The organism is Mesorhizobium sp. RCAM 05099 (assembly GCF_059683685.1).
In genome coordinates this window covers 4,332,434-4,353,733 of record NZ_CM185035.1, presented here as the reverse complement: position 1 = coordinate 4,353,733, position 21,300 = coordinate 4,332,434, and the positions used below count along the sequence as shown (strand labels likewise).

22 protein-coding genes, 1 tRNA gene and 1 pseudogene are annotated in these 21,300 nt (G+C 60.2%); 15 read left to right on the top strand and 9 right to left on the bottom strand.

Annotated features, from left to right (window positions below):
* Positions 1–367 precede the first annotated feature (367 nt).
* Entirely contained in the window at positions 368–2,176 is a 1,809-nt protein-coding gene (locus AC56QQ_RS21655) for an OmpA family protein (RefSeq protein WP_497123299.1), read from the top strand.
* A gap of 580 nt (positions 2,177–2,756) precedes the next feature.
* Here AC56QQ_RS21655 and AC56QQ_RS21650 read toward each other — a convergent pair.
* Positions 2,757–3,083, bottom strand: a complete 327-nt coding sequence (locus AC56QQ_RS21650; protein WP_497123298.1) for a hypothetical protein — start codon at positions 3,081–3,083, stop codon at positions 2,757–2,759.
* 983 nt (positions 3,084–4,066) lie between these two features.
* Between AC56QQ_RS21650 and AC56QQ_RS21645 the strand changes: the two genes are divergently transcribed.
* The 3 genes from AC56QQ_RS21645 (at position 4,067) to AC56QQ_RS21635 (ending at position 6,193) form a co-directional block, all read left to right on the top strand.
* Positions 4,067–4,267 (top strand): hypothetical protein, encoded by a 201-nt coding sequence (locus AC56QQ_RS21645; protein WP_497123297.1) that lies wholly within the window; start codon positions 4,067–4,069, stop codon positions 4,265–4,267.
* A 580-nt stretch (positions 4,268–4,847) separates the two neighbouring features.
* Entirely contained in the window at positions 4,848–5,144 is a 297-nt protein-coding gene (locus AC56QQ_RS21640) for a hypothetical protein (protein WP_489860865.1), read from the top strand.
* Positions 5,145–5,977: 833 nt separating this feature from the next.
* Complete coding sequence (locus AC56QQ_RS21635; RefSeq protein WP_497123296.1) at positions 5,978–6,193, top strand: hypothetical protein; 216 nt, start codon at positions 5,978–5,980, stop codon at positions 6,191–6,193.
* A 70-nt stretch (positions 6,194–6,263) separates the two neighbouring features.
* On the opposite strand, the gene AC56QQ_RS21630 is transcribed toward AC56QQ_RS21635, so the two are convergent.
* Positions 6,264–6,479: a Y4oE-related protein gene (locus AC56QQ_RS21630; protein WP_497123295.1), complete on the bottom strand. Its 216-nt coding sequence runs from the start codon at positions 6,477–6,479 to the stop codon at positions 6,264–6,266.
* A gap of 822 nt (positions 6,480–7,301) precedes the next feature.
* Here AC56QQ_RS21630 and AC56QQ_RS21625 point away from each other — a divergent pair.
* Both AC56QQ_RS21625 and AC56QQ_RS21620 read left to right on the top strand, forming a co-directional pair.
* Complete coding sequence (locus AC56QQ_RS21625) at positions 7,302–8,174, top strand: ATP-dependent DNA ligase (protein ID WP_497123294.1); 873 nt, start codon at positions 7,302–7,304, stop codon at positions 8,172–8,174.
* Positions 8,161–8,385, top strand: coding sequence for a hypothetical protein (locus tag AC56QQ_RS21620; protein ID WP_497123293.1), 225 nt, complete (start codon positions 8,161–8,163; stop codon positions 8,383–8,385). The genes AC56QQ_RS21625 and AC56QQ_RS21620 overlap by 14 nt, the downstream gene beginning before the upstream one ends.
* A gap of 31 nt (positions 8,386–8,416) precedes the next feature.
* On the opposite strand, the gene AC56QQ_RS21615 is transcribed toward AC56QQ_RS21620, so the two are convergent.
* Complete coding sequence (locus tag AC56QQ_RS21615; protein WP_497123292.1) at positions 8,417–8,638, bottom strand: hypothetical protein; 222 nt, start codon at positions 8,636–8,638, stop codon at positions 8,417–8,419.
* Between the two features lie 130 nt (positions 8,639–8,768).
* On the opposite strand from AC56QQ_RS21615, the gene AC56QQ_RS21610 reads away from it, so the two are divergent.
* The 4 genes and pseudogenes from AC56QQ_RS21610 to AC56QQ_RS21595 all read left to right on the top strand — a co-directional run bounded on the left by AC56QQ_RS21610 (position 8,769) and on the right by AC56QQ_RS21595 (position 10,681).
* Positions 8,769–8,990 carry a DUF768 domain-containing protein gene (locus tag AC56QQ_RS21610; protein ID WP_497123291.1) on the top strand — a complete coding sequence of 74 codons (222 nt, stop codon included), beginning with the start codon at positions 8,769–8,771 and terminating at the stop codon, positions 8,988–8,990.
* Between the two features lie 78 nt (positions 8,991–9,068).
* A pseudogene (locus AC56QQ_RS21605) lies at positions 9,069–9,785 on the top strand (SOS response-associated peptidase).
* A 237-nt stretch (positions 9,786–10,022) separates the two neighbouring features.
* Positions 10,023–10,316, top strand: a complete 294-nt coding sequence (locus tag AC56QQ_RS21600) for a hypothetical protein (protein WP_497123290.1) — start codon at positions 10,023–10,025, stop codon at positions 10,314–10,316.
* A complete protein-coding gene (locus tag AC56QQ_RS21595) occupies positions 10,313–10,681 on the top strand; it encodes a hypothetical protein (RefSeq protein WP_497123289.1) in 369 nt (122 codons plus the stop codon). The genes AC56QQ_RS21600 and AC56QQ_RS21595 overlap by 4 nt, the downstream gene beginning before the upstream one ends.
* A 25-nt stretch (positions 10,682–10,706) precedes the next feature.
* Here the strand turns inward: AC56QQ_RS21595 and AC56QQ_RS21590 are convergent, their stop codons facing one another.
* Positions 10,707–10,964 carry a hypothetical protein gene (locus AC56QQ_RS21590; protein ID WP_489860875.1) on the bottom strand — a complete coding sequence of 86 codons (258 nt, stop codon included), beginning with the start codon at positions 10,962–10,964 and terminating at the stop codon, positions 10,707–10,709.
* Positions 10,965–11,274: 310 nt separating this feature from the next.
* Here AC56QQ_RS21590 and AC56QQ_RS21585 point away from each other — a divergent pair, with 310 nt between their 5' ends.
* From AC56QQ_RS21585 to AC56QQ_RS21575, 3 genes are all read left to right on the top strand, one after another.
* Positions 11,275–11,565 carry a hypothetical protein gene (locus AC56QQ_RS21585; RefSeq protein WP_497123288.1) on the top strand — a complete coding sequence of 97 codons (291 nt, stop codon included), beginning with the start codon at positions 11,275–11,277 and terminating at the stop codon, positions 11,563–11,565.
* A gap of 131 nt (positions 11,566–11,696) precedes the next feature.
* Entirely contained in the window at positions 11,697–12,143 is a 447-nt protein-coding gene (locus tag AC56QQ_RS21580) for a Ros/MucR family transcriptional regulator (protein WP_497123287.1), read from the top strand.
* 538 nt (positions 12,144–12,681) lie between these two features.
* A tRNA-Ala gene (locus AC56QQ_RS21575) sits at positions 12,682–12,756 on the top strand.
* A gap of 88 nt (positions 12,757–12,844) precedes the next feature.
* Here the strand turns inward: AC56QQ_RS21575 and AC56QQ_RS21570 are convergent.
* From AC56QQ_RS21570 to AC56QQ_RS21560, 3 genes are all read right to left on the bottom strand, one after another.
* Positions 12,845–13,093, bottom strand: coding sequence for a conjugal transfer protein TraD (locus AC56QQ_RS21570; protein ID WP_497123286.1), 249 nt, complete (start codon positions 13,091–13,093; stop codon positions 12,845–12,847).
* 1 nt (position 13,094) lies between these two features.
* The gene (locus AC56QQ_RS21565; protein ID WP_497129082.1) at positions 13,095–13,421 is read right to left on the bottom strand and encodes a conjugal transfer protein TraD; all 327 of its coding nucleotides are present in this window, start codon (positions 13,419–13,421) and stop codon (positions 13,095–13,097) included.
* A 315-nt stretch (positions 13,422–13,736) separates the two neighbouring features.
* Positions 13,737–14,768 (bottom strand): IS110 family RNA-guided transposase, encoded by a 1,032-nt coding sequence (locus tag AC56QQ_RS21560; protein WP_497123285.1) that lies wholly within the window; start codon positions 14,766–14,768, stop codon positions 13,737–13,739.
* A gap of 313 nt (positions 14,769–15,081) precedes the next feature.
* Here AC56QQ_RS21560 and traA point away from each other — a divergent pair, with 313 nt between their 5' ends.
* Together traA and AC56QQ_RS21550 are read left to right on the top strand one after the other, a co-directional pair.
* Positions 15,082–18,126 (top strand): Ti-type conjugative transfer relaxase TraA, encoded by a 3,045-nt coding sequence (gene traA / locus AC56QQ_RS21555; RefSeq protein WP_497123284.1) that lies wholly within the window; start codon positions 15,082–15,084, stop codon positions 18,124–18,126.
* A gap of 132 nt (positions 18,127–18,258) precedes the next feature.
* Positions 18,259–18,483, top strand: a complete 225-nt coding sequence (locus AC56QQ_RS21550) for a helix-turn-helix transcriptional regulator (RefSeq protein ID WP_497123283.1) — start codon at positions 18,259–18,261, stop codon at positions 18,481–18,483.
* Positions 18,484–18,607: 124 nt separating this feature from the next.
* Here AC56QQ_RS21550 and AC56QQ_RS21545 read toward each other — a convergent pair whose 3' ends face one another.
* Positions 18,608–19,360: a hypothetical protein gene (locus AC56QQ_RS21545; protein ID WP_497123282.1), complete on the bottom strand. Its 753-nt coding sequence runs from the start codon at positions 19,358–19,360 to the stop codon at positions 18,608–18,610.
* Positions 19,350–20,789: an RNA-directed DNA polymerase gene (locus AC56QQ_RS21540; RefSeq protein ID WP_497123281.1), complete on the bottom strand. Its 1,440-nt coding sequence runs from the start codon at positions 20,787–20,789 to the stop codon at positions 19,350–19,352. The genes AC56QQ_RS21545 and AC56QQ_RS21540 overlap by 11 nt, the downstream gene beginning before the upstream one ends.
* Positions 20,790–21,300 lie beyond the last annotated feature (511 nt).

Sequence of the window (21,300 nt, the reverse complement as noted above, 5' to 3'; positions counted from 1 at the left end):
GTCTCTCGATCACGATCAGGTAGCGACCAGCCCCAGAGCCGGTGGGGGCGCATTTGCACACCACTTGCTCGCAGCCGCGCATGCCTTCGGATTCGAGATTGCTGGTTATTGTGCCTACGGTTGGTGCGGCCTAGCGGGGATTGCGGCGCCAGAAGGGTTCAGATGGGCTTACGCGGATCTTGTGAGGCGGCCGGCCGGCATCGCTAGTCACCAGATAAAAATAGCCACAACTAGTGCCAATGAGAGGCAGTGTAGCGATTCAGCCGCGTGTCGTGTCTGCTGGCAAACGCGCCATTCGATCTTGACGGGGAACCAATGTGCCAGCGCCCAGTTTGGATAGTGACGGGACACGACACGGAGAATTCAAATGACACGCCGACCAAAGATTTTGGCCAGCACCGCACTCGGGTTGCTCATCGCCTCAGCGCCGTTCGGGGCCCCGCTCAGCAGCGCGGCATTCGGCGCGGCACGGTTCGTCGCATCCGCAACGCCGATTTTTATCAAGTTGAAATGTAAGGAGGGCGAGTCCGCCGAAGCCTGCGCGCTGAGGCAACAGGCTCCGTCCGAAAACGCTGCTCCACCTCCGGCGACCGAACCACAGCCTGCTCCTAAACCGCAGGAGCAGCCAAAAGAGGCAGCTCCGGCGTCTGAGGCACCTCCCGTTCCAGAATCCACCGCACCGACTGAACCGTCCGCGAAGCAACAGCCCGCGCAAACGGCCGAACCTGCGCCGGCGCCGCCAGCCGAGCCTGCGTCCAAGGCTCCCGACGAACCGGCAGGCAAGCAAGCCCAGCCGCCCGCAGACAAGGCGCCTTTGCCCACCCCGGCTCCCCAAGCGCCCGCTGCGACCGATCAGCCTGCGCCTGTACAGAGCGAACAGCCGGCTGAACCTACGAAAAAACCTGCCGCCGAGCAGCCTGCCGCCGAGCAGCCTGCCCCAAACCAGCCCGAGACAAAAGACCCACCTTCGACCGAGCAGCCCCCCAGCGGAAAACCGGCCGTTGGTGAGCCGGCCGCGCCCGCCCCAAGCGAAAAGCCAGTCCAGGGCGAGGCGCCAGCGTATCCGAACGCTGCCCCCATCCTGGACAGCCAGAAGGACGCGAAACGTCCGGGCAAGGACGGCAACGTCGCCCCGCAGAACGGCAGCGATGAGGCCACCGCGCCTGCGGCCGCCCCCGCAGATGCCGCACCACCACCTGCTGACGACAAGTCAGCGCAACAGGAGATCAAGCCGGAGAAGATCGTTCCGGTGACGAACGAAAAGGGCACTCGCCGTGACAAGGCGCCCGACACCCAAGCGCCGGAGCGTCCAAAAGGCGCCGATGTCCTCGCGGAAATTGGCGGCCGGGTCATCATACAGTTCAACAACCAGACGATCGTCCAGAGCAACGAAGCGCCGCGCATGAACCGTGGTGCCAAGGACGTGTATTACGAGGATCTGCCGGGCGGCCGTACACGCGAGACCGTCGTTCGCGACAACGGCAACCAGATCGTCACCATCCGCAACGGCAATGGAGACGTCATCCAGCGCTCCCGCATCACGCCCGACGGTCGCGAGTATGTGTTGAGCTATGTCGACGAGCGGTATTACCAGGACGTGCAAGATTGGCGCGACCCTGGCGATGACTTGCCGCCGATGCGGCTAACCATTCCGCGCAAGCAATATATCCTGGAATCGGATTTGGTAGAGGATCCTGGCGACTACTACACCTTCCTTGAGCAACCGCCCGTGGAAAAGGTCCAGCGTCTCTACTCGGTCGACGAGGTCAAACGCTCGGCGCGTGTGCGCGACATCGCCCGGCGCGTTGATCTCGACACGTTGAATTTCGACTCCGGTTCGGCATCGATCTCGGACAGCGAAGTCAAAAAGCTGCAAGGGGTTGCGGACGCAATGGAGCTGTTGCTGAAGAAGAACCCAGCCGAAACATTCCTGATCGAAGGTCACACTGATGCCGTCGGCAGTGACACTGCAAACCTGGCCTTGTCCGACCAGCGAGCCGAGGCAGTTGCCGAGGCCCTCACCAACGCCTTTGGCATAGCGCCAGAGAACCTGACGACCCAAGGCTACGGCGAGCGTTATCTTAAGGTGAATACGACAGGGCCGGAACGACAGAACCGCCGCGTCGCTATTCGCCGCATCACGCCGCTTGTGGCCCCGGTCGCCAGTTCCAACTGACCAAGACAATCTCGCGATTCGGTAAAGCTCCCGAATCGCGAGACACTTGCGCCAAGGACCAAACCCCGGCGTGCTCCGATGACGGAAGATGCTTGTCTTTCAAACCCCGACGGGGCTTTTCTAAGACTCCATTTACCGAGCGGTTTAGCATCCCGCTTGCGGCTAAAGTAGCAGTTCCGCATTTTCAGGCAACACCGCCCGTCGCTCTTAGAGAGCGACGGGTACCTGAGGCACAAGCCCGCCGGCTCTTATCAAAATGCGGGGACTGCCTCGCCGCCGGCGCGCTGGTGTTTGATGCGGAACTTGAACTTCCCCCAGAATGTACCCGCCCACTGCGTGGTGCGCGCGGCGCTTGGTCGTCCGCAGTTCGTTAAGCATGGCCACCTACCGCCCGCGAAGCGGGCAAAGGGCAGAATTGTTGCCGAGAAAGGCAGCGTCATGTCCGTCTGAAAAACGGCAGGCCGCCCGAGCGGACACGTCTCCGCGATCGAGCGGACCACCTGCGTTAAGTACCCCTATCGGCTGCGGGAACTGTGAACTCAAGCGCTCAGTCCGCCCAGATTGGCCGGACCTGATACCATTACCTCCTGCAGATTCGAACTCGCTCGATGACGCGGTGGTGATGACGCCAATGCTTGATCAGCACCACGCGGCAATGGTGTCGATGATGCCGATGGTAGTAATGGGGCCTATAGCCGTTGTCATACATGTCGTCGTATTGGGAATAGCGTTGACCGTAATAATCGGGGTACCGATCACTGTCACCATAGTAGTCATAATTGTCTCCATAATCGTCGCCATAACCACTACCAAAGTCGATGATGACACCGCCCGCGTTTGCCGGATAGACGGCGGCGGCAGCACAAGTGACCGCGATCACCGATGAGAGAACCAGTTTTCTAAACATCACAACTCTCCATGAGCTGAGAATGTCCCGTCGGGACAAAAACGCTCTGGAGCAGCGGTTGTTCCCTCGACATCACACAGATCATCGAGCACTGAGAACGGGCGCCCCCCTGCCTTTAGTCAGGAAGTGTCATTCGCCGCCACCTGTGCCCGGGTTGCAACTATGCGGCGGAAGTGGTGGCGATGGAGAGGGGTAAAGATCGAGGACACAGTGGAGGGCACAGAGACGCCAGCGGGGGGCTCGGCCAGAGGTGCAGACTGTCGTCAACCCGATATGGGGGACACGACGCGGCGCAAAACCGTGGCAAGAGAAACCTTTCGGCGGCCAGCTGCTTTTCAGATGTCCCAAGCCGTTGAAGGACCGATCTTGCCGGAGAACAGCCCAGACAGGGAGGTCAACTGCGAGGTGGCTTTGGAAGCAGCCTTTGCGGCCTTGGTAGCTTCCGCAGAAGCGCAGGGGTGGACGCCCGATGCAACGGCTTCCACTCTACTGAAAATCTACCACGCCCAAAAGGCCGAGACCGTCGCTGCTGCTGCTGGTACTGACAAAACAGCGACCGAAACTGGGGCCTGACTAAGGCGGCGCGGGCGCCCAGCTTCAAGCGGTCGTTGTCACCAGGATCGCCAGACTACGTAGGGACAATCCGCGCCCCCACGCGGCGACTAGACGGCAGCATCGATAGCGCCATGGAGATGACAACCGGACACGAATTATTGCCAAATCGGAAATGCAATACGGCTCAACAAGGATTGCCCATCCTGAAGATGTTGTAGGCCTTCCAGATCTGACTGCTGCCGAGAAGCGGGCGATTTTGGCTTCCTGGGCGTCCGACGCCTGCTCGGTTCCCGGGATACCTCTGCTGCGTCGGCTGGAGAATGGAGCGATAGCCACGATTGACGACATCCTGTGCGCGTTAAAGACCCTGGACGGCGTGTCGGATGACAACCGTCCAAATCGAAATCGCACGCTTTGGGGAGCGCCGCATGCTCGACGCCGTCAGGACAAGTGGGCGCCTTGGCCGCATCGTCGCAGGCGGGATGACGATGATCCTCCACCCTGTCCGGCCTACCGTGCAATCGTCCCGAGAAGAGGCGGTGGCGGGCCGATGGCGTCGCCAGAGCCGGCATTGGTTTGAGGATGGGTGGGCGTGGGAAGCCATCATGAAGGTGCTGCGCACCGCTTGACCCGTACGTCATTTCCAGTCATCGGCTTCGGCCGGGTGGGATTCTTTTTTGCGTTTCTTTTTTGAAACGGCAGGCTACGGCACGCCTGACGCCATCCGGGGCATGAAGCGTGAGCGTAGGATGTGCGGCGTAAGCAACAGAAGTGCCTGATGTTTTGGGGGGCCGGCAGTCGACGCATACTTGCCTGAGAAACGTGAAAGCATCGACTGCCGGGCGGGGTGGCAACTCCACGATAGGCGTGATCGGCTCGCCTTCAACGGCTACTATCCACAGGCTTGCCAGAGACGCTTTGCTCTCGACGATCAGCTGACGCCCATATGCGCAACCAACCTCGCCGCCGCTCGTCTGGCTATGCTGGCTAACCCAGCGTACTCCAGACCTTGGCCCACCCGTTCTCCATTCGGATGGGCGTTTGGCCCGCTCGAAAATGTATACCGGGCGGGCTTTTTTTTTGAAGGATCAACGGAACCTCCCGGTTGGGGTACGGCGGTCGGCTTCCTTTTTGAGGGAAACTTTTTCCCAATGACGGAGTTGATGGAACAAGCTGCCTTTCTGGCAGCCGTAACCGGAGGAATTTTCCATGAACAACTTCAAAATGCTGACAACGGGCGCTATGGCGCTTGCGATCATGACTGGTTCAGCGCTTGCGGGCGGCAGCACCGGAACGTCTGCGCTCGATGACCCGGCGAAGATGTCGCCCTTCTTTACTGATGCCGGCATGAAGACGATGAAGTCCGAAGCGGAATTCAAGGCCGCCTGGATGGCCATGAAGGAAGAAGACCGTGCGGGCATGATGAAGGAATGTGGCGACGAGGCTATCGCGAAGTCACATGACAATTTCTGCAAAATGACAAAGCAGCTCGGCGGCGCCAACTGATCAGTTAGGCCTAGCTCCCGATCGCCCGCCGGCGTGCGCCGGCGGGTTTTTTCGTTTCTACACGTCTCAGCATACGGAGCCAAATCAAGGGTTCGCCGCTTCTATCTGCGGCGAACAATCCATAAGGCGCGTCTAATGTTCAGTGATAAGGAAACTCGTTTTTGGGAGGCCGGACTGTTCATGGCGGTGCCGCTCTCAATCCTGATCTCGGTGGTGATGGTTAGCTTGACGTTCGGCTGGTTTGGATGAGCACGCCGCCCCCAACCTCCTCGATGTGAATGGATCACAATTCCTTACCAATATGTAAGGCGTGAACCTTGGCCAAGCGATTATAAGTGAACGAGCAGCAGACCCCCGCTGCTCATTGGGTGCACCACACCCAGCGGCCCGCTGCCTCGTCCCAATCAACCTTGGCAGCGGGCTGTCGGCTTTAACAGATCCGGTTTCAATCGTGTGGCGAGGTTTCAGGATTACGGATTTCCAGCGAGTGTTGTTCATCTCGGTGGCGGTTCTGTTTTTCGCCGGCCTCGCATTTTGGGCGACAGCCGAGTTGATTATTTCAAGCTATCCCGCCGCCGCTCATTGAGACGCGTCCAGACCCCCATCTCAGCGGCTTGTGCGCCTGATCGGCATGATGTGCGACCTGCCGAAAATCCCACATATCGATCTGCTGGCCGCAGACCGAGCACACGATGAAGTGGTCACGTTGATTTCCTGGCTCGCCGTCGTGTGGCTTGCCGTGCGTAGGTGGCGCGCGATCTGAGAGCTTCGGCATTTGAGGAAACATCGTCACCGCGTAAAAGTTCCGGAACCAATTCAGGTCAGCCAATTGAATGAATCTCGGTTTTGCGGTTCATCTCATGCGTTTGAAGTTCGTCGCGCCGTTGATGCCGACCTCGGTGGAGCAGCCTACTGAATTCACGAGGTCGAGCTCAACGGCTACCGCTCAGCAGCTGATCGTCGAAGGCGGCCGTAGGCATGAAGAGGGCATGGCAAAAGGCCGTGCGATCTCAACTGATGAATGGCCGGCTTTTTTCGGAACCGACTAGCGGCAGTGAAGTTCTATTGATGCTCGGTCCCCTCACCGGCAGGTGTAACAGAAAGCCCGTCACTGTTTTGTCAGTGGCGGGCATTCTTTTTTGTCGCGTACAGTTGCTTGAAGACGCCACACCAGAAGCGGTAGTCCGCTTCACGGCCGGCGAAACGCGCTTCCAGGGCACACCACGCAACGGCGGTCGCTGCGTCTGATCCATAAAGCGCGACCGCTGCCTGGATGGCTCGGTTGGGGTCAGCGAGCCCGGGCACGGTCAAGGTGGGGATTTCGGCGTTCGGCATTTCTAAGCCTCCGCCTGTATCGTACCTTTCGCTTGATCGCTGGTCACTACCCGCGCGACCTCAGCATCACCGTTGCCGAACTCGTCGACGTGCCTCAGACGAAAATAGGCCCGCTGCGAGGGCAACGGGCCATTCACTTGGGCACGTCGGTACTGGGCGGTGGAACTAGTTCCCTCTATCACCCGGCTTGTGGCCCACATCGCGCGGGTCAGCCATGGTCAGGCTGGTCGTGATTCCGACGGCGGTGGAGCAGAGGACGACGATAGCCAGAACCCTAGATATTGCACGTAGCATCATACCCTCCCTGTTCGCCGAAACCGGCCAATCCGGCGTCGGGAACGCCGGAATTATATCTGCCTTTCTCGAAGGGGAGTGACTACGCCCGGATACCTCAATCGGCTAGGCCGGCATGTTCTTTCGTGCAAGTGCAGCTTACGCGCGAGGCTACTCGCGTACCGCAACCCGCGATGTCGATCCACGGTCACCAGGCCGCCCCCATCGATCCGAACCGTGACCTTGCCATCCTCGTCATCGACGCGAGTGGCGAACCCCCTGATTTCAACCTTCTGCCCCGGCTTGGCGTGTTTCGGCGAATCTATTGGGAGGGGGAAGTTGTAAGTGGGAATGCTGACGCTCGAAACGCCGTCGCTCACCACCTTCAAGATTGTGGCGGTTAGCGTGATCTCGTCGCCCACTCTCAGGTTTCGTGCCATCCGGTCCCTCGTTTGTGCAAGGTAATCATTGAAACATTCAACTTAGCTAAAATGTTCCGGAACCATTTCAGCGCAAGCTAATTGAATCGCGGTTTGTGTGGGTTCCCGTATGCGCTTGAAGTTCATTCCGCCGTTGATGCCGACGCTCGTCGAGCAGCCTCCCGAGGGCGACGACTGGATTCACGAGGTCAAGTTCGACGGCTATCGCTCGCAGCTGATCATCGACGGCGCCGGCACCAGGATCTATACGCGCAACGGCCACGACTGGACGGCCAAGTATCGCGACCTGGTAAACGAATCCGCCAGCCTCGGCGCCGAAAGCGCCATTGTCGACGGCGAGATCATCGTGCTCAACAAAGCCGGCCTGTCCGACTTCGGAGAGCTGCGCCAGGCAATCACGCGCCGGCAGCATGATCTCTATTTCGTTGCCTTCGACCTGCTTTACCTCAATGGTCACGATCTGCGCGACATGACGCTGGAAGAGCGGCGCGAGATCCTGGCCGGCATGATCGAGCCGGGCGGGCGCATCCAGTTCAGCGAGCCGCTGCCGGGCGACGCCAAGGCCATCTATCATCTGCTCGACGAGGCCGGACTCGAGGGCATGGTGTCAAAACGCCGCGACAGCAAGTACCGCGGCGGCCCGTCGACAAATTGGCTGAAGACGAAATGCTACGCCATCGACGAATATGGGCTGCTCGGCGTCGAGCGCGAGGCCGGCAAGCCGGCCTTCGCTCTCATGGCGGATCGGGCGACCGGCAAGTATGTCGGCTCGGCCTTCATCAATTCCAGTCGTGCGATCCGTGAGCGGCTGTGGAAGCGTGTCCAGGACCATGCCGGGCCGGCGCCCAAGGGAATGAAACGGCCGGCGACGCAATGGGTCAAGCCCGGCCTGATCGGTCGCGTCAAGCACTTGCGCGGCGATGAAGATTTGCGGCACGCTTCGCTGCAAGATTTCTGGGAGTTAGACGATGTCCGTGGCTAAGAAGGACCAGGAGCGCATCACCTACGCGTGGATGTACGGTGCGCAGGCCCCCAAGGACGGCAGGGAGCGCGTTGTGCCGCAGGTCTGGGACGAATTCGCCGATGCGTGGCTGAAGGGCTTCGATGGCGAGCCGCTCGCCGGCGGCAAGAACAAGCCCGTCAGCGACCAGATGGAAGCTGAGATTGACGAAGCTGGAGTGAGCAAGCCTTGAAGCCGCATCTATAGCAGCTTGCCGGCGCGCATCATGGCGCGCGCGATCGCCAGCTGGGATCCGTCTTGGCGTTTTCTTTTTGGGTCATGTTGTCCGCTGCAATGAGCCTCCGCAGTGATCGCTGGATCTCGCCTCGCGTCCAGCCAACTTCCAACATGCAATCGACGATCGCCTGAAAGCCGGGCTCCATGGCCTCCTGGCAGTCGACCTCACGGTCTAGGTACTCGCCCTGTCGCTTTGGCGGATTGATCATTTCGCCTCCTTCAACTGTTCGGTGCAGCCGAACGGCGCGCGTGCCGCAATCCGTAAACTCACAAGTGCGATTTTCGATCCGCGCAGAAGCTCGGGCCGGAACCGAAACGCCTTCGCGAGCTTGTCGCCAGATGAGCACACGCGGCATAAACTTCCTCGATCGATGGATCACCAACAACGTTCCCGAGACGACAAAGGCGGATGTCATCTCCGTCGACGAACTGACACACAAGCTGATCGCCGATGCCAAGGCGCTCGGCATCAAGCGGGAAGAGATCGACGAAGAGGTCGACAGCCTCTACCGCACCATCCTGGATGCCATCGTGCACTACGATGCCGGTGCTCCGGAGTGACGCGGTTCAGGCTTGACTCGTTCCGGGTGCGTTCCCATTTTGGTCTTCCCCTGACGTGACGAGTGAGCCTGGTCTAAAATGTGTGGACGCGTCTTCGTAAAATCGACGATCCCCGACATGGTGCGGCGGTTCGAGTTTGCCCATCCTGGTGAAGTCGAGCGCATGGGAAACGCGTTTCCGATCTGGAACGGCGCGCCAAGCCTCATGTACCCCATAATCCTTCGTGATGAGCTTGCACAAGCATGGCGGGGTTCGTGTCGGCCAAGTGGGGCCTCGTCCCCGGCTGGGCCAGGGAAGGCAGCGGCCGGCCGCCGCCAGTGAACGCACGCTGCGAGACCATCGCCTCCAATGGCCTGTTTAGGAAAGCCTATGCCTCACGCCGTTGCCTGGTGCCCGTCGACGGCTATTTCGAATGGGAAGCTCGACCCTTCAGGCAAGAAGAAGCAGCCTTATGCCATCGCCATGAAGTCTGGCGATCCCTTCGCCATGGCCGGCATCTGGGAAGAATACGCCGACAAGGCGACCGGTGAACTGGTGCGCACATTCGCCATTGCGACGTGTGAGCCGAACGAGCTGATGGCCACTATCCATGATCGCATGCCCGTCATTCTGGCGCCGTCCGACTACATGCGCTGGCTTGGTCCGGAGCCTGATCCGCGCGACCTGATGAAGCCCTATCCGTCCGAGCTGATGAAGATGTGGCCGATCGACAGCAAGGTAGGCAGCCCGCGCAACAACACGCCTGACATCATCGACGAGATCGGCCTCGGGCCATCCGATTTGTTCGACGTCTAGAGGTAGCGCTCGCCATCACTGCGATGCGCGAACAGAACCAACGAGGTTCTTGTCGCGGCCGTGCGAAGCCGAAGCCCGCATGCCTGGCGCAGCCTTGATGCTCGCAGATATGGCCGAGGATCGGAGCGTGCTCCCTTGGCGTGATAGTGTCGGCAAGGCGTGTCGGTTCGTCGCTCATGGCGAAAACATTCCACGGGCCGGCTTGACGGGCAAGAGAAATGTTCTTTATTCGTTCTCATGGCGCACGAACCGATCGACACGCTGGGCAAGGCAACCCGGCACAACATGCTTGTGAAAGCGGAATGCAGCTGCGGCAACGTCCGCTACTGCAGGTCGGCCGACCTGATGATGGTCTATGGCGGCGGCGTAGATCCGCTGGCCCTGAAGTTCGACTGCAGCCACTGCAAGCCGCAGGTCAAGATAACGCTGCTTGAGGTGCACCCCGAACACCTGCCGAAGCGCCTCATGATCCACAAGCCGATGAAGGTCGACGGCAAGATCACCTGGTACACGGAACGGTTCCGCTGGTGAGTGAACGCCTGAAGATCCGCCTTGCCTATCAGCGCGGCTGGCAAGTTGTGGACGGCAGCGCGATCGTGGACACCTTCGACACGAAGGAAGCGGCGTTCCAGTTCCTGGTCGAGCGTGGTGCCCGGGTTCACGTTGACTGGGGCAGGACGGAGATCGCAGGTCGCACAGCCGCGTATGACTTCGCGGCATCCTTCCAGAGCGACAATGCCAGGCGGATCAGGAAAGAGTTGCATGGTCCGTCTGCCGGCATGTGGTTCTGGTACCAGGGATCATCGAAGGGCAGCGTGGAGACAAAGGAAGAAGCCGTCGTCGAGGTCGAGCGCGCCTACACCCGATGGGTCGCGAAGGCCGACTGGCCTCGTTGAAGGCATCGAACCGGTTAGTGTGGCGTCATTCATCTAATTCTGCAGCGTAGACGACATAGCTGGCTGTCGAAGGCGGACTTTCGTCTGGCACCCGCATCAAAGTCACAGCGCGGATCTGCACCATCGCTCCTGGTTTGGACTCAGCCTCGCTGGTCCCAAAAGCTCCAACTCCAAGGGAAAATTCAAACCCAAGCGACCACCGGCCATTTTTGATCCCCTGCTGTCGAAGCAGTGCCGTGGCGACCTCGGTCAAGGTGAACGAATATTGAGTTGCTTCCACCATCTTGCGACCTTTGCGAGTTCAATTAGGCGATTTGGAGCGCCCGCTTCGGCATGAGCCTTCGCCAGGATGAAAATCGCCCGGGCTTTCGGCCTCATTCCGCCTTGCTTTCCAGACCCCATGTGGATCCCGCCGTTGTGGTGGACGAAGCAATTCCGATGCCAACCGCAAATGATCCGTTGTGAGACATCGACGATATGAGTGGCATTACCCTCGCTTGGCGCTGCCCGCTGTCCTACACCTGCAGAAGCGTCCCGCGCGGCTGGCGCGCACCCTACTTGCGAGAAGAACTAAATTCCGCGAGCATTCCTAGATGAGCCGTCTATCCATCGCCGAAGAACTCGAGAACGCCGCCAACCGCATCGCGGACATGGCGAGGCCCGATCTACAGATCATTTTGCGACGGGCCGCCCTGATGCTTCGAAATGTGGCTGGCGTGCCGCTGGAGCCGGCGACCGAAGACGCCCTGAACTCCATTGCCGGCGAGGTGAAGATAAGCCGGTCGGAACTCATTCAGATCGTGCTGCGCGAGTGGCTGGAAGCGAATGCTTATCTGCCAGTGCGAATGATCCATGAGGAAAGCGAAACGGATGGCAGCGCGTAGGACCTCACGCGCGTAGAACAGATCGTCGAGTAGATCGGGCCGGTTGTTTCGCGGGTGGTCGACAGTTGCGAAGTGCATTGCGCCGATGAAGCCCCTCCAGTAATAGCTGTCCACAAACAGAGGACGAACAAATGACAGAAGACACGGACTACCGCGCCGTCGAGCTCATCGATCTAACGGCAGAAATTGTTTCCGCATATGTGAGCAACAATCCTTTGCCCGTGGCCAGCTTACCGGACGTGATAGCATCCGTGCATATGTCGCTGTCCGGTCTTGGTGGGCCCGCAGTAGCGCCGAGCGAACCGCTGGTGCCTGCGGTTAATCCGAAAAAGTCAGTGTTCCCCGACTACGTCGTCAGCCTGGAAGACGGTCGCAAATTCAAATCGATGAAGCGGCACCTCGCTTTGCTCGGCATGACGCCCGATGAGTACCGCGCCAAATGGGGCCTGCCGCGCGACTACCCAATGGTGGCGCCAAACTACGCTGCAACTCGGTCGGCGCTGGCTAGGGCATCGGGGCTTGGCCGCAAGGCTGCTCCAGTCAAAAAGGCGCCTGCTAAGCGGAAGGCCAAAGCGTAGGGTCCGCGATCGCACCATTGGGAACCACTGCCAAATCGGCTTTGTTTCCATTGCGGCGGACCAAGTGTCCGCTTGGCCGGCGTCACCCAAAGCCCACCCCCGATCCCCAAATTGGCGCCGGCCTTTCTTTCCGCCAAAACCTACTGTGAGCGCCCAACCGCAAATTTTGGGGCGTCATCGCCCTCGGCCCCGTCCGCGATAAGCGAGGCGCTGAATCGGGTGAGGATGAACCTCGCAAACGTATCATTTCGAGCTGCGGCGGGGGCAAGGACGAGCGCGAGGGCCTTCGCCGGTAGTGAGTGAAGGGTGGGGGGAGGACAAACCCCTCCACGGGGCTCTATTTCAATGCGTGTCCGGCATGGCACCAAACCGGTTTCAAGAACGGTGTAGCTTCAAGCTGAATGGTGTCAGCTGGAGGCTGTTTCGTGCTCGCATGGTGCCAGTACGGTTCCAATCGTCCCGGTGCGACGATTGTGCAGATAGGGGCCGGAACGCCTTGCAATTGAAGGCGTCAGCGGCTATTCAGACGCCCGTTGCTGCGGTAGCTCAGTGGTAGAGCACTCCCTTGGCAAGGGAGTGCTGGGGGTCGCTGCTGATTGTCCCCCAAATCGCTACCATCCTTAACGCAGCGCCGTCAGCTGGCGAGCGGCTGGCAGATGCCGCTGTTCGCGGCTTCGCACCCTGCCGATCGCCAATCACCGCTAAGTTCGCTGAGTCTTTTGGGCTTCATGCCGTTCCGCATCGAACGCCTGCCTTCCCTTCGCGGCCCATAGGTCTCTTGCCTGCTCGCCTTCATGGCTTTGCAGCTTGGCGGCGATCCAGAGCATCGCTCCGTAGATGATGGCGCGATCGTCCTTACTCAGCTCGACGATGCCTGCCTTGACGACGAGCCCACCGAGCTCGATCAGACGTCGGGTGCGCTGGCGACGCTCGACCTGCCAGGTGCGCATGTCACTGCGAGCCAGAGCCGCTTGCCGACGATTGTGCGCTGCCCGGTTGCGCTGGAGCGCTGCGCAGGTTGCGCCGAGATGTCGGAGCAGTTCGCCGGGACCGGCTCTCGAAAAACATCACCCCACGCTTGGCCCATGCCTCACGCTTTCCGCTATCTTTCGTTTCAGCGATGGCGACCAGCGCGCCGGCCAGTTCGTCGGTGCCGAGCTGATCGGCGCCGGTGGCGATCACCAGCTCGCCAAGTTGCTGCACCTTTCGCGTTTTGAGTTCTCGCGCTTTGTCTTCCAGCGCCTTCAGTTCGGCGTCGAAGTCCCGCGGTTGTCTAATCGCTCTCATCTGGTCAACTCCATTTCTAGTCGGGCGATGGATTGCACCGCCGCAGGTTGGAACGAAGAATGGGCATGCCCGCAGTGGCCGCTTTCGCGCGAGTCATAGGCGAGTGCCGGGAGCAGGGTTGTCTCCGCGATCGGCATTTGGCCGTCGCATTATGGGTCTTCGCAGGCGAGGCCTTCCTGTGTTTGCGCCGCAGTCTCCGGAGAGCTGCAATCACGAGAACGGAATGGTCTGACCCACGTCCCGGCAGGGACGCCTCGGCGCGCTAGAATGACGACGCGCTGAGAGTGTAGAGCTGGGTTGCCTAGGCTAGGCGCTGGCCCCAGCCGATCGGTTGAAAGCTTCTCCTGACTTAAGCATCGCGTGCATGATGACTGACAGTTTACGCGCCACCGCGATCGCTGCGCGCTTGAAGCCCAGGCGCTCACGTAGCTGGAGTCCCCAGGTCTTGAGGCTGCTCTCGTTCTTGGCGCCGGTTCGGGTGAGGATCACCAGCGCTGCTTCATAGAGCAAGCTGCGCAGGCGTTTGTCACCTCGTCGTGAGATGTGGCCGTCATAGTCGACCTCACCGGACTGGTAACGCCGTGTGGTCAGGCCCAGCCAAGCGCCCACCGCGCGTGACTTGCGGAAATTGTCGGGGTCCTCAATCGCTGCGACATAGGAAATAGCCGTCACCGCACCAATGCCGGGGACGGTCATCAGCAACTGAGCCCGCTGACTTTTGCGCACCGTCGCAAGTAGCTGACGATCGAGATCGGCCGCGCGCTTGCGAACGTCGCGCCAGGCTTCGAGCAGCGGCAGCATGATCCGAGCCAGACCTTCTTCGCCGTCCAGAAGGTTCCGGACATTGTTTTCGAACGCGCCTCCTTTGCCCCGCGGAACGATGAGCCCAAACGTCTTCATTGTTCCGCGTATCTGGTTGCCAAGTTGCGTCGAGATGAGGATGAATTGATTGCGTGCCGCCACCAGCGTGCGGATCAACATCGTGTCGTACGACTTGACTCGGACCGCTTTGAAGAAGCCCGCTTCGGCAAGCCGGGCTAACCCATCCGCGTCATTGGCATCGGTCTTGTTGAGCGTTTCGCTCAGCACCTTCTGCGCATGGCGCGCTTCGATGCAGATCGCAGGCAGACCTTTAGCCGCCAACGTGTGATAGAACCAAGTTGCCAATGGCCCAGTCTCGAAGACGACGCGGCTGGCGTGCGGTGCATGCTTGCGGATCACTTGCGCCAGTATCTGAGGGTCAGAAGGACATTTTCCACGCCAAATCCGCTCACCATCCTGGCGGATCGAAATTGCGGTGTCCTTCAAGGAAACATCAAGGCCGACATACTGCTCCATGGTTGCTCTCCGTCCGATATTTGGGCCCGGCGCCAATCGTGAGCCCGCTTCCGATTCTATCGAGGAGCAACCGCCTTCACCATCCGCCGTCCCGACGGAATAGATCGTGAGTCGCGCCGCGATTAGCCCATGTTTGCGCATGGCTGTCTCCATCGATTGTCGATGCAGCGATGATAGGGGAGCGCCTGCCGGAAGGCTTCCATGTTGCCGAGACAGCCCGGGACGGGCTGGTCCATCCCGAGATTTTTTCGAGGGAGGGCGCGCTTATACGTCGTGCCGACGTGCGCTTTGCCGTGCAAATGATCCTGTCGCAATGGCGATCTATCATCTTCACGTCAAGGTCATTGGCCGCAAGGCAGGCTCAAGCGCTGTCGCGTCGGCCGCCTACCGCTCGGCCTCGCGGTTGCATGACGAGCGCGTCGAACGCAGCCATGATTTTTCAGCCAAACGCGGTGTCGTCCATTCCGAGGTGATGCTGCCGGAGGGTGCGCCCGAGGCCTGGTATGACCGCGAACGGCTGTGGAACGATGTCGAGGCCTTCGAGGTGCGCAAAGATGCGCAGCTTGCCCGCGAGGTCGAGTTTGCCCTGCCGCGCGAACTCAGCCAGGCGCAAGGCATCGAACTGGCGCGCGACTTTGTACAAGTCGAGTTCGTCAGCAACGGCATGGTCGCCGATCTCAATGTGCATTGGGACAGGGCAGAGGATGGCAGCCCCAAACCGCATGCCCATGTCATGCTGACCATGCGGTCCGTGGACGAGAACGGTTTTGGTGCCAAGGTCCGCGACTGGAATGCTACTCAGCTTGTCGAGCGCTGGCGCGAGCGGTGGGCGGAGCTGGCCAATGAGCGTCTGGCCGAACTCGACATCGACGCCCGCATCGATCACCGCAGTCTGGAAGCGCAAGGCATTGCCCTGGAGCCGCAAACCCAGATTGGTGCACCGGCGCAACGCATCGAAGGCAGTGGCCTTGCTGCTGGCGACAGTGAAGCAGATCGCGCCGAACTGCATCGCGAGATCGCGCGCAACAATGGTGCGCGCATCATTGCCGATCCATCCGTGGCGCTCGATGCCATCACCCATCAGCAATCGACCTTTACCCGAAAGGACATTGCGAAGTTTGCGCATCGGCACAGCGATGGAGTGGAGCAGTTCAACGCGGTCATGGCAGCCATCAGCAATGCACCCGATCTGGTGGAACTCGGCAAGGACGGACGCCGCGAAGACCGTTTCACCACCCGCCAGATGATCGAGACCGAACAGCGCCTTCACCGCGCCGCGGAGCGTATCGATTTGGACGAGCGACACGCGGTGAGTGACGTACATCGCGAGGCAGCACTGGCGCGGGCTGCGCAACGCGGGCTTATCCTTTCGGGCGAGCAAAGAGATGCACTGGATCACATCACGAATAGCCGCGGTCTTGGTGTCGTCATCGGCTTCGCCGGGACGGGAAAGAGCGCCATGCTGGGCGTTACGGGCCAGGCATGGGCAGCGGCGGGTTACGAGGTTCGAGGTGCCGCGCTCTCGGGCATTGCCGCCGAGAATCTCGAGAGCGGATCGGGGATTGCGTCACGCACCATCGCCAGTATGGAGCATAGCTGGGGACAGGGCAGGGATCTGCTCACCGCGCGCGATGTCCTGGTGATCGATGAGGCCGGCATGGTCGGCACGCGCCAGTTGGAGCGCGTGCTTTCCCATGCGGCGGACGTCGGCGCGAAAGTCGTCCTCGTCGGCGATCCGCAGCAGCTGCAGGCAATCGAAGCCGGCGCTGCATTCCGCTCTATCCACGAGCGTCATGGCGGCGTCGAAATCGGCCAGGTGCGCCGGCAGCGCGAGGACTGGCAGCGTGACGCAACGCGCGATCTGGCAAGCGGCAGGATCGGAGCCGCGATCAGCGCCTACGACGCGCAAGGCATGGTGCATCAGGCTGCAACGCGCGAGGAAGCGCGAGATGAACTCGTCGAGCGCTGGGATCGCGACAGACAGGCGCATCGAGAGGCAAGCCGGATAATCCTCACCCACACAAACGACGAGGTGCGCGCGCTTAACCAGGCAGCGCGCGAGCGCATGCGCGCTGCCGGCGATCTCGGCGGCGATGTTCGCGTGGATGTGGAACGCGGTGCAAGGGCCTTCGCCAGCGGCGATCGCGTCATGTTCTTGCGCAACGAGCGGTCGCTTGGCGTCAAGAATGGCACGCTCGGTATGACCGAAGAGGTCAGCACACAGAGCATGACGGTTCGAACCGACGATGGTCGGTCTGTGCGCTTTGACCTGAAAGACTATGCCCACATCGATCACGGCTATGCCGCCACCACTCACAAGGCCCAGGGCATGACGGTCGATCGTACGCATGTGCTGGCGACGCCAGGCATAGATGCGCATGGCAGCTACGTTGCCTTGTCGCGGCATCGCGACGGGATGGACCTGCATTACGGCAGCGATGACTTCGCGACCCGCGAACGGCTCGTCCGCGCGATGTCACGGGACCGCGCCAAGGACATGGCGTCGGATTACGAGCAGATCGACACGGCGCAGAGCTATGCCGAGCGGCGCGGCATCACGTTCCGCCAGCGCGTCGTCGAGATCGTGCGCCGGGTCGTTCCGGAGAAGTTGCGCGACAGGATCGGTGGGCTGCTCGACGGGTTGCGCTCGCCCGGAGACGCCGGGTCCGGCCAGGAAGGTGGGCGGCCGGCAAGGGAAAATGTTGGGGCGCAAATCGGAGAGTCTGGCTCCACGCCGGAAAGGAAACCTTCCGCCAGGGGCGTGCCGCACGACACGGATATGCCGGTGGACGCGGAAGCAGCGTTGCGCAGCGCTCGCACGAAGGCGCTTGTGCGTCACGCGCGAGCGCTCGACGCGATGCTCAGTACCGGAAATGCGGACGGGCAGGGGACTCCCGAGCAGATGGGCGAATTGAGAGATGCGCGCAACGCTTTTGAGAAGGTTCGGCCTCATGGTTGGCGCGATGCCGAAGCGGCTTATGTGAAAAATCCCCAACTTGTCCGCGAGGCGGGGGCCGGCCGCGTCAGCCGCGTCGTGCTGGCTCTCCAGCTTGAGACGGAAATCCGCACAGGGATGGAAATCGATCCCGGCCGCCGCGCCGACCGTTTCGTGGAGCGCTGGCAAAAGCTCGACCGTATGGGACGGGAGCAATATCAGGCCGGCGACATGTCCGGCTACAAGTCAACGCGTTCGGCCATGTCCGATATGGCCAAGAGCCTCGAACGTGACCCTCAACTTGAATCCCTACTGGCAAACCGCAAACGCGAGCTTGGAATCCATAGCGATTCCGGCCGGCGCCTTGGCGCGGAACTCGCCTTCAGCCATGGCATCGGCAAGGGTCGGGGCATAGGGATCTAGCTAAGGCATGCCGATTTGCCGCCGTTTTCACGCTGCACGCGGCTGAGGCGACAAACCTGATTGCCTCCGGCATGGGTTCGTCCTGTCTGTCTTAGCAGAAATCAGCAACCACCAGTAGGGTGCAGGGAAACTATGCCCGAGCCGGATCGAATTATACGCCTCAAAACCGTCCTTGCCAGGACTGGCCTGTCCCGTTCAACCATCTATCGCAAGATCGCCGAAGGCACGTTCCCGGCCCAAATCAAGATCAGCTTGACCGGTGCGGGATGGAGGGAGTCCGACATCAATCGGTGGGTCGCTGATCCAGCCTCATGGCACACCAGCGCATCACGAAAAAACATCGACCAGTGGCGGTGAAGTCGCAGGTTGCTGTCAACGTTGAACACTCCTCTCTGAGGCAAGTTCAATGACTGGGAATGGGCCGTTAGCCAACCTTCCGCTTTCGGCGTCGCTTGTAGCAGAGCTGACCGTTCGCTTGCCGTCAGCGTCGATCGAATTCCTGCCCAACGGCAGAGCGCAGCAGTTCGAGCAGCTCGACGCGGTTCGAAGAGGCGGATGCGGACCGCAGAAGATGATCGTAATTGACGAGCAGCGCTGCGTTGCGTCTCGGGTTCAGGAGCAGAACGTCTGACCACATATCGCCATCGTTCTCGACGATCCGCGCATAGCGCAGGAGCCAATACATTAGAACTTGACGAAAATCGCTCGCGCCGAAATTGCGCTCCGTATGTTTGACCTCGATGAGCGTCGAGCCAATCGCAAAATCCCCGTTTCCGGACGCTATCCAGCCCAAGCCGGGTATAAGAGGCGCATGTTCCAAAACGGCGGAAGATCGCTGTGCCCGTACGCTGTTCAGCATTGCCACCAGATTGCGAGCGGCATGATCGGCGACCAGGATGTCGACCGGCTCGAGCCCCTCCGGGATCCGCGCGTCGAAATGGCGTTGCTGCCGTTTTGATGCGATTGCTAGGCAAGTGTCCCATGACGCCACCTCGCCTCCCCGCAGGTGGCTTTCGGCGCGCGCCATCGACAATTCGAACATCATCGCCTTTTGCAGGCGGCTTTTTTCGATGATCGCGTTTGGGATTGGGCTGATACCGGGGAAGGAAAACATGGTCGCGTTCAAGGCGTTGACGAGGCCGCCGGTCAGTCGTGGGAACAGAACGTCCAGAACACCGGGAATGTCGCGCGCGACGGTCCTTGGGTCCCGGGCCGGAAGACGATTAAAAGGCATTTCTGACCCAGTCTTCGTAACAAGCAGCAAAGCTACCCGGTGCGCCGGCCTCGATACCAAGTTGCCAAGCCTGTCCTAGGGAACCTCGCAGTTGGTCCCTCGTCTTCATGCCCTCGTCGCCGAACGCGCCTGCCGCCACCCAGAGCATTCGTTGCTCGCCGGCGCCCAGATTCGGCCATTGGTTTCGCAGGCGTGTGAAGTTCGACCGATCCGCCCACTGTCTCCAGCAATCTATACAGGCGCGTCGGACAGAAGCGGATGTCGCCATATCGTAGGTCTGCCGCACGAACGCACCACGGATGTCGGTTCTGGTGAATCGGATTGCTCTCAAGAAGTGCAGCATATTGGCTTCAGGAACCAGTAGATGGGCGCTAGCGGACGGTATGCGATCGAGGAGAGCATCGAGGGCGACGAATATTGTTGCAAATAGGTCGTTTGAGCGGACAGCGTACACGCCTCGCATGATTTTCGACCAAGAGGCGCGGAACGAGTCCAGATTATTCGGATCTAGGAGCGTGGCGCACAGTTGAACCGCCACAGCCGGCTCCTGGAATTTGAGAGCGCGGCCGATCTGCGCAAGCACAAAGGCATCGGGCTGCGATTTCTCTCGTTCGAGATCGAGCAGAAATGAGATATCGATTTTTTCGAACGACTGTTTGAGCTTCTCATATTCGGCGCTCGCATTGTCAGAGTAGGGATCGAAATGAAGATCGAGCTCTCGCAGCGCGAGGCCCGAATCCTCGCCCTCTCCCAACTGCGCCGATACGAAATCCCTGTAGTGCTTGGCGCTCAAGATGGTTGTCTTGCTGCGATTTAGCGAGAGGCCATAGTCCGCCAAAGCATGCGACAGCGTTGACAATGCCATGTAGGCTTCCTGCTGCGAACGGCAGATCAAGGTGTAGTCGTCGACATAGCGGTGCCATACGAGCCCGGCGTCGCTCAAAGAGCGGTCGATGGGGGTCATCATCACTTCCGCGAGGATGCGTGCGCACTGGCCGCCGACTGGCAGGCCGAACGAACGGCCTGCCGTGAGCTTGCTCAAGATGCGATCGATTTGCATCGCCAAGGTCGATCCTGGCGCCAAGTCCTTGATGACGTTTTCGAGCCGATGGTGGTAGACATGCTCGTAGAAGCTTGAGACATCGGTCTGGATGACAACCGCCCGCTCAACTCCTAGACCGGGCTCGTTCAACGTCGCAAGCTTGTACTCGCGCCAGGATTTGGTTCGGTCGAAAAAGGCCGGCCCGTGCGCCGCGAGCCGATAGGAATGCGCGCGATCGCTTCGGTATCCTTCATTCGCCTCCGCGATCGCCAGACCAAGGCCATTTAGATAGAGGTTCCAGAAGGGATGGATCTTGGTGGTAATGCGGAAACCATGCGGCCCGGAAGGAACGAGTAAACGCTCCGACCCGATCGCGAGCCCGTTCATGAAAATGATCGATTTCCCAAAAGCGCCCTTTTCGACGCCTTGAAACAAAGCCATACAGAGAGACGCGAGATCGCTTGCCCTGTCCTTAACAAAAGCCGCATCGAGATCGTAAATGTGTCGTTTTCACCGCTATTGCCGATCTCAAGAGCAGCTCGAAGAAAATGGCCTGTTTCAACCCTGATCATTCTGATCAATATGATCCTTCTTATGCGCGGCAAATGGCGCAGGCGATGGTATAACTCGTCGTCTCGCGCTTGTTTGCAGATGATGGACTTGCCTGTCCAGTGGCACCGTCAATAGCATAAGAAAAATGCCCGATGAAAAATTGACGACGCGCGATCCGCTCCCTTAGCAACCTCAACGGCGAACGCGCCTAGGGGCCCCTGCGCCTAGCGGCGGTCGAAATGGGACGGAAGTTCCCAACTTTCGCCGCGTCCACGATCAGCCGGTAGTCACATGAAAGACCGCTTCGGATCCAGTTTCGTAAACCGGACGACGGACTAGGTGTGCG

What these genes read in the sequence shown, in the direction of transcription:
- AC56QQ_RS21560 (WP_497123285.1), bottom strand. Translation starts at nt 14,768, where the DNA reads ATGGAGCAGTATGTCGGCCTTGATGTTTCCTTGAAGGACACCGCAATT.
- AC56QQ_RS21580 (WP_497123287.1), top strand. Translation starts at nt 11,697, where the DNA reads ATGACAGAAGACACGGACTACCGCGCCGTCGAGCTCATCGATCTAACG.
- AC56QQ_RS21540 (WP_497123281.1), bottom strand. Translation starts at nt 20,789, where the DNA reads ATGAACGGGCTCGCGATCGGGTCGGAGCGTTTACTCGTTCCTTCCGGG.
- AC56QQ_RS21625 (WP_497123294.1), top strand. Translation starts at nt 7,302, where the DNA reads ATGCGCTTGAAGTTCATTCCGCCGTTGATGCCGACGCTCGTCGAGCAG.
- AC56QQ_RS21655 (WP_497123299.1), top strand. Translation starts at nt 368, where the DNA reads ATGACACGCCGACCAAAGATTTTGGCCAGCACCGCACTCGGGTTGCTC.
- AC56QQ_RS21635 (WP_497123296.1), top strand. Translation starts at nt 5,978, where the DNA reads ATGAATCTCGGTTTTGCGGTTCATCTCATGCGTTTGAAGTTCGTCGCG.
- AC56QQ_RS21570 (WP_497123286.1), bottom strand. Translation starts at nt 13,093, where the DNA reads ATGCGCACCTGGCAGGTCGAGCGTCGCCAGCGCACCCGACGTCTGATC.
- AC56QQ_RS21630 (WP_497123295.1), bottom strand. Translation starts at nt 6,479, where the DNA reads ATGCCGAACGCCGAAATCCCCACCTTGACCGTGCCCGGGCTCGCTGAC.
- AC56QQ_RS21615 (WP_497123292.1), bottom strand. Translation starts at nt 8,638, where the DNA reads ATGATCAATCCGCCAAAGCGACAGGGCGAGTACCTAGACCGTGAGGTC.
- AC56QQ_RS21545 (WP_497123282.1), bottom strand. Translation starts at nt 19,360, where the DNA reads ATGCCTTTTAATCGTCTTCCGGCCCGGGACCCAAGGACCGTCGCGCGC.
- AC56QQ_RS21620 (WP_497123293.1), top strand. Translation starts at nt 8,161, where the DNA reads ATGTCCGTGGCTAAGAAGGACCAGGAGCGCATCACCTACGCGTGGATG.
- AC56QQ_RS21640 (WP_489860865.1), top strand. Translation starts at nt 4,848, where the DNA reads ATGAACAACTTCAAAATGCTGACAACGGGCGCTATGGCGCTTGCGATC.
- traA (WP_497123284.1), top strand. Translation starts at nt 15,082, where the DNA reads ATGGCGATCTATCATCTTCACGTCAAGGTCATTGGCCGCAAGGCAGGC.
- AC56QQ_RS21550 (WP_497123283.1), top strand. Translation starts at nt 18,259, where the DNA reads ATGCCCGAGCCGGATCGAATTATACGCCTCAAAACCGTCCTTGCCAGG.
- AC56QQ_RS21590 (WP_489860875.1), bottom strand. Translation starts at nt 10,964, where the DNA reads ATGGTGGAAGCAACTCAATATTCGTTCACCTTGACCGAGGTCGCCACG.
- AC56QQ_RS21610 (WP_497123291.1), top strand. Translation starts at nt 8,769, where the DNA reads ATGAGCACACGCGGCATAAACTTCCTCGATCGATGGATCACCAACAAC.
- AC56QQ_RS21650 (WP_497123298.1), bottom strand. Translation starts at nt 3,083, where the DNA reads ATGTTTAGAAAACTGGTTCTCTCATCGGTGATCGCGGTCACTTGTGCT.
- AC56QQ_RS21600 (WP_497123290.1), top strand. Translation starts at nt 10,023, where the DNA reads ATGGCGCACGAACCGATCGACACGCTGGGCAAGGCAACCCGGCACAAC.
- AC56QQ_RS21645 (WP_497123297.1), top strand. Translation starts at nt 4,067, where the DNA reads ATGCTCGACGCCGTCAGGACAAGTGGGCGCCTTGGCCGCATCGTCGCA.
- AC56QQ_RS21585 (WP_497123288.1), top strand. Translation starts at nt 11,275, where the DNA reads ATGAGCCGTCTATCCATCGCCGAAGAACTCGAGAACGCCGCCAACCGC.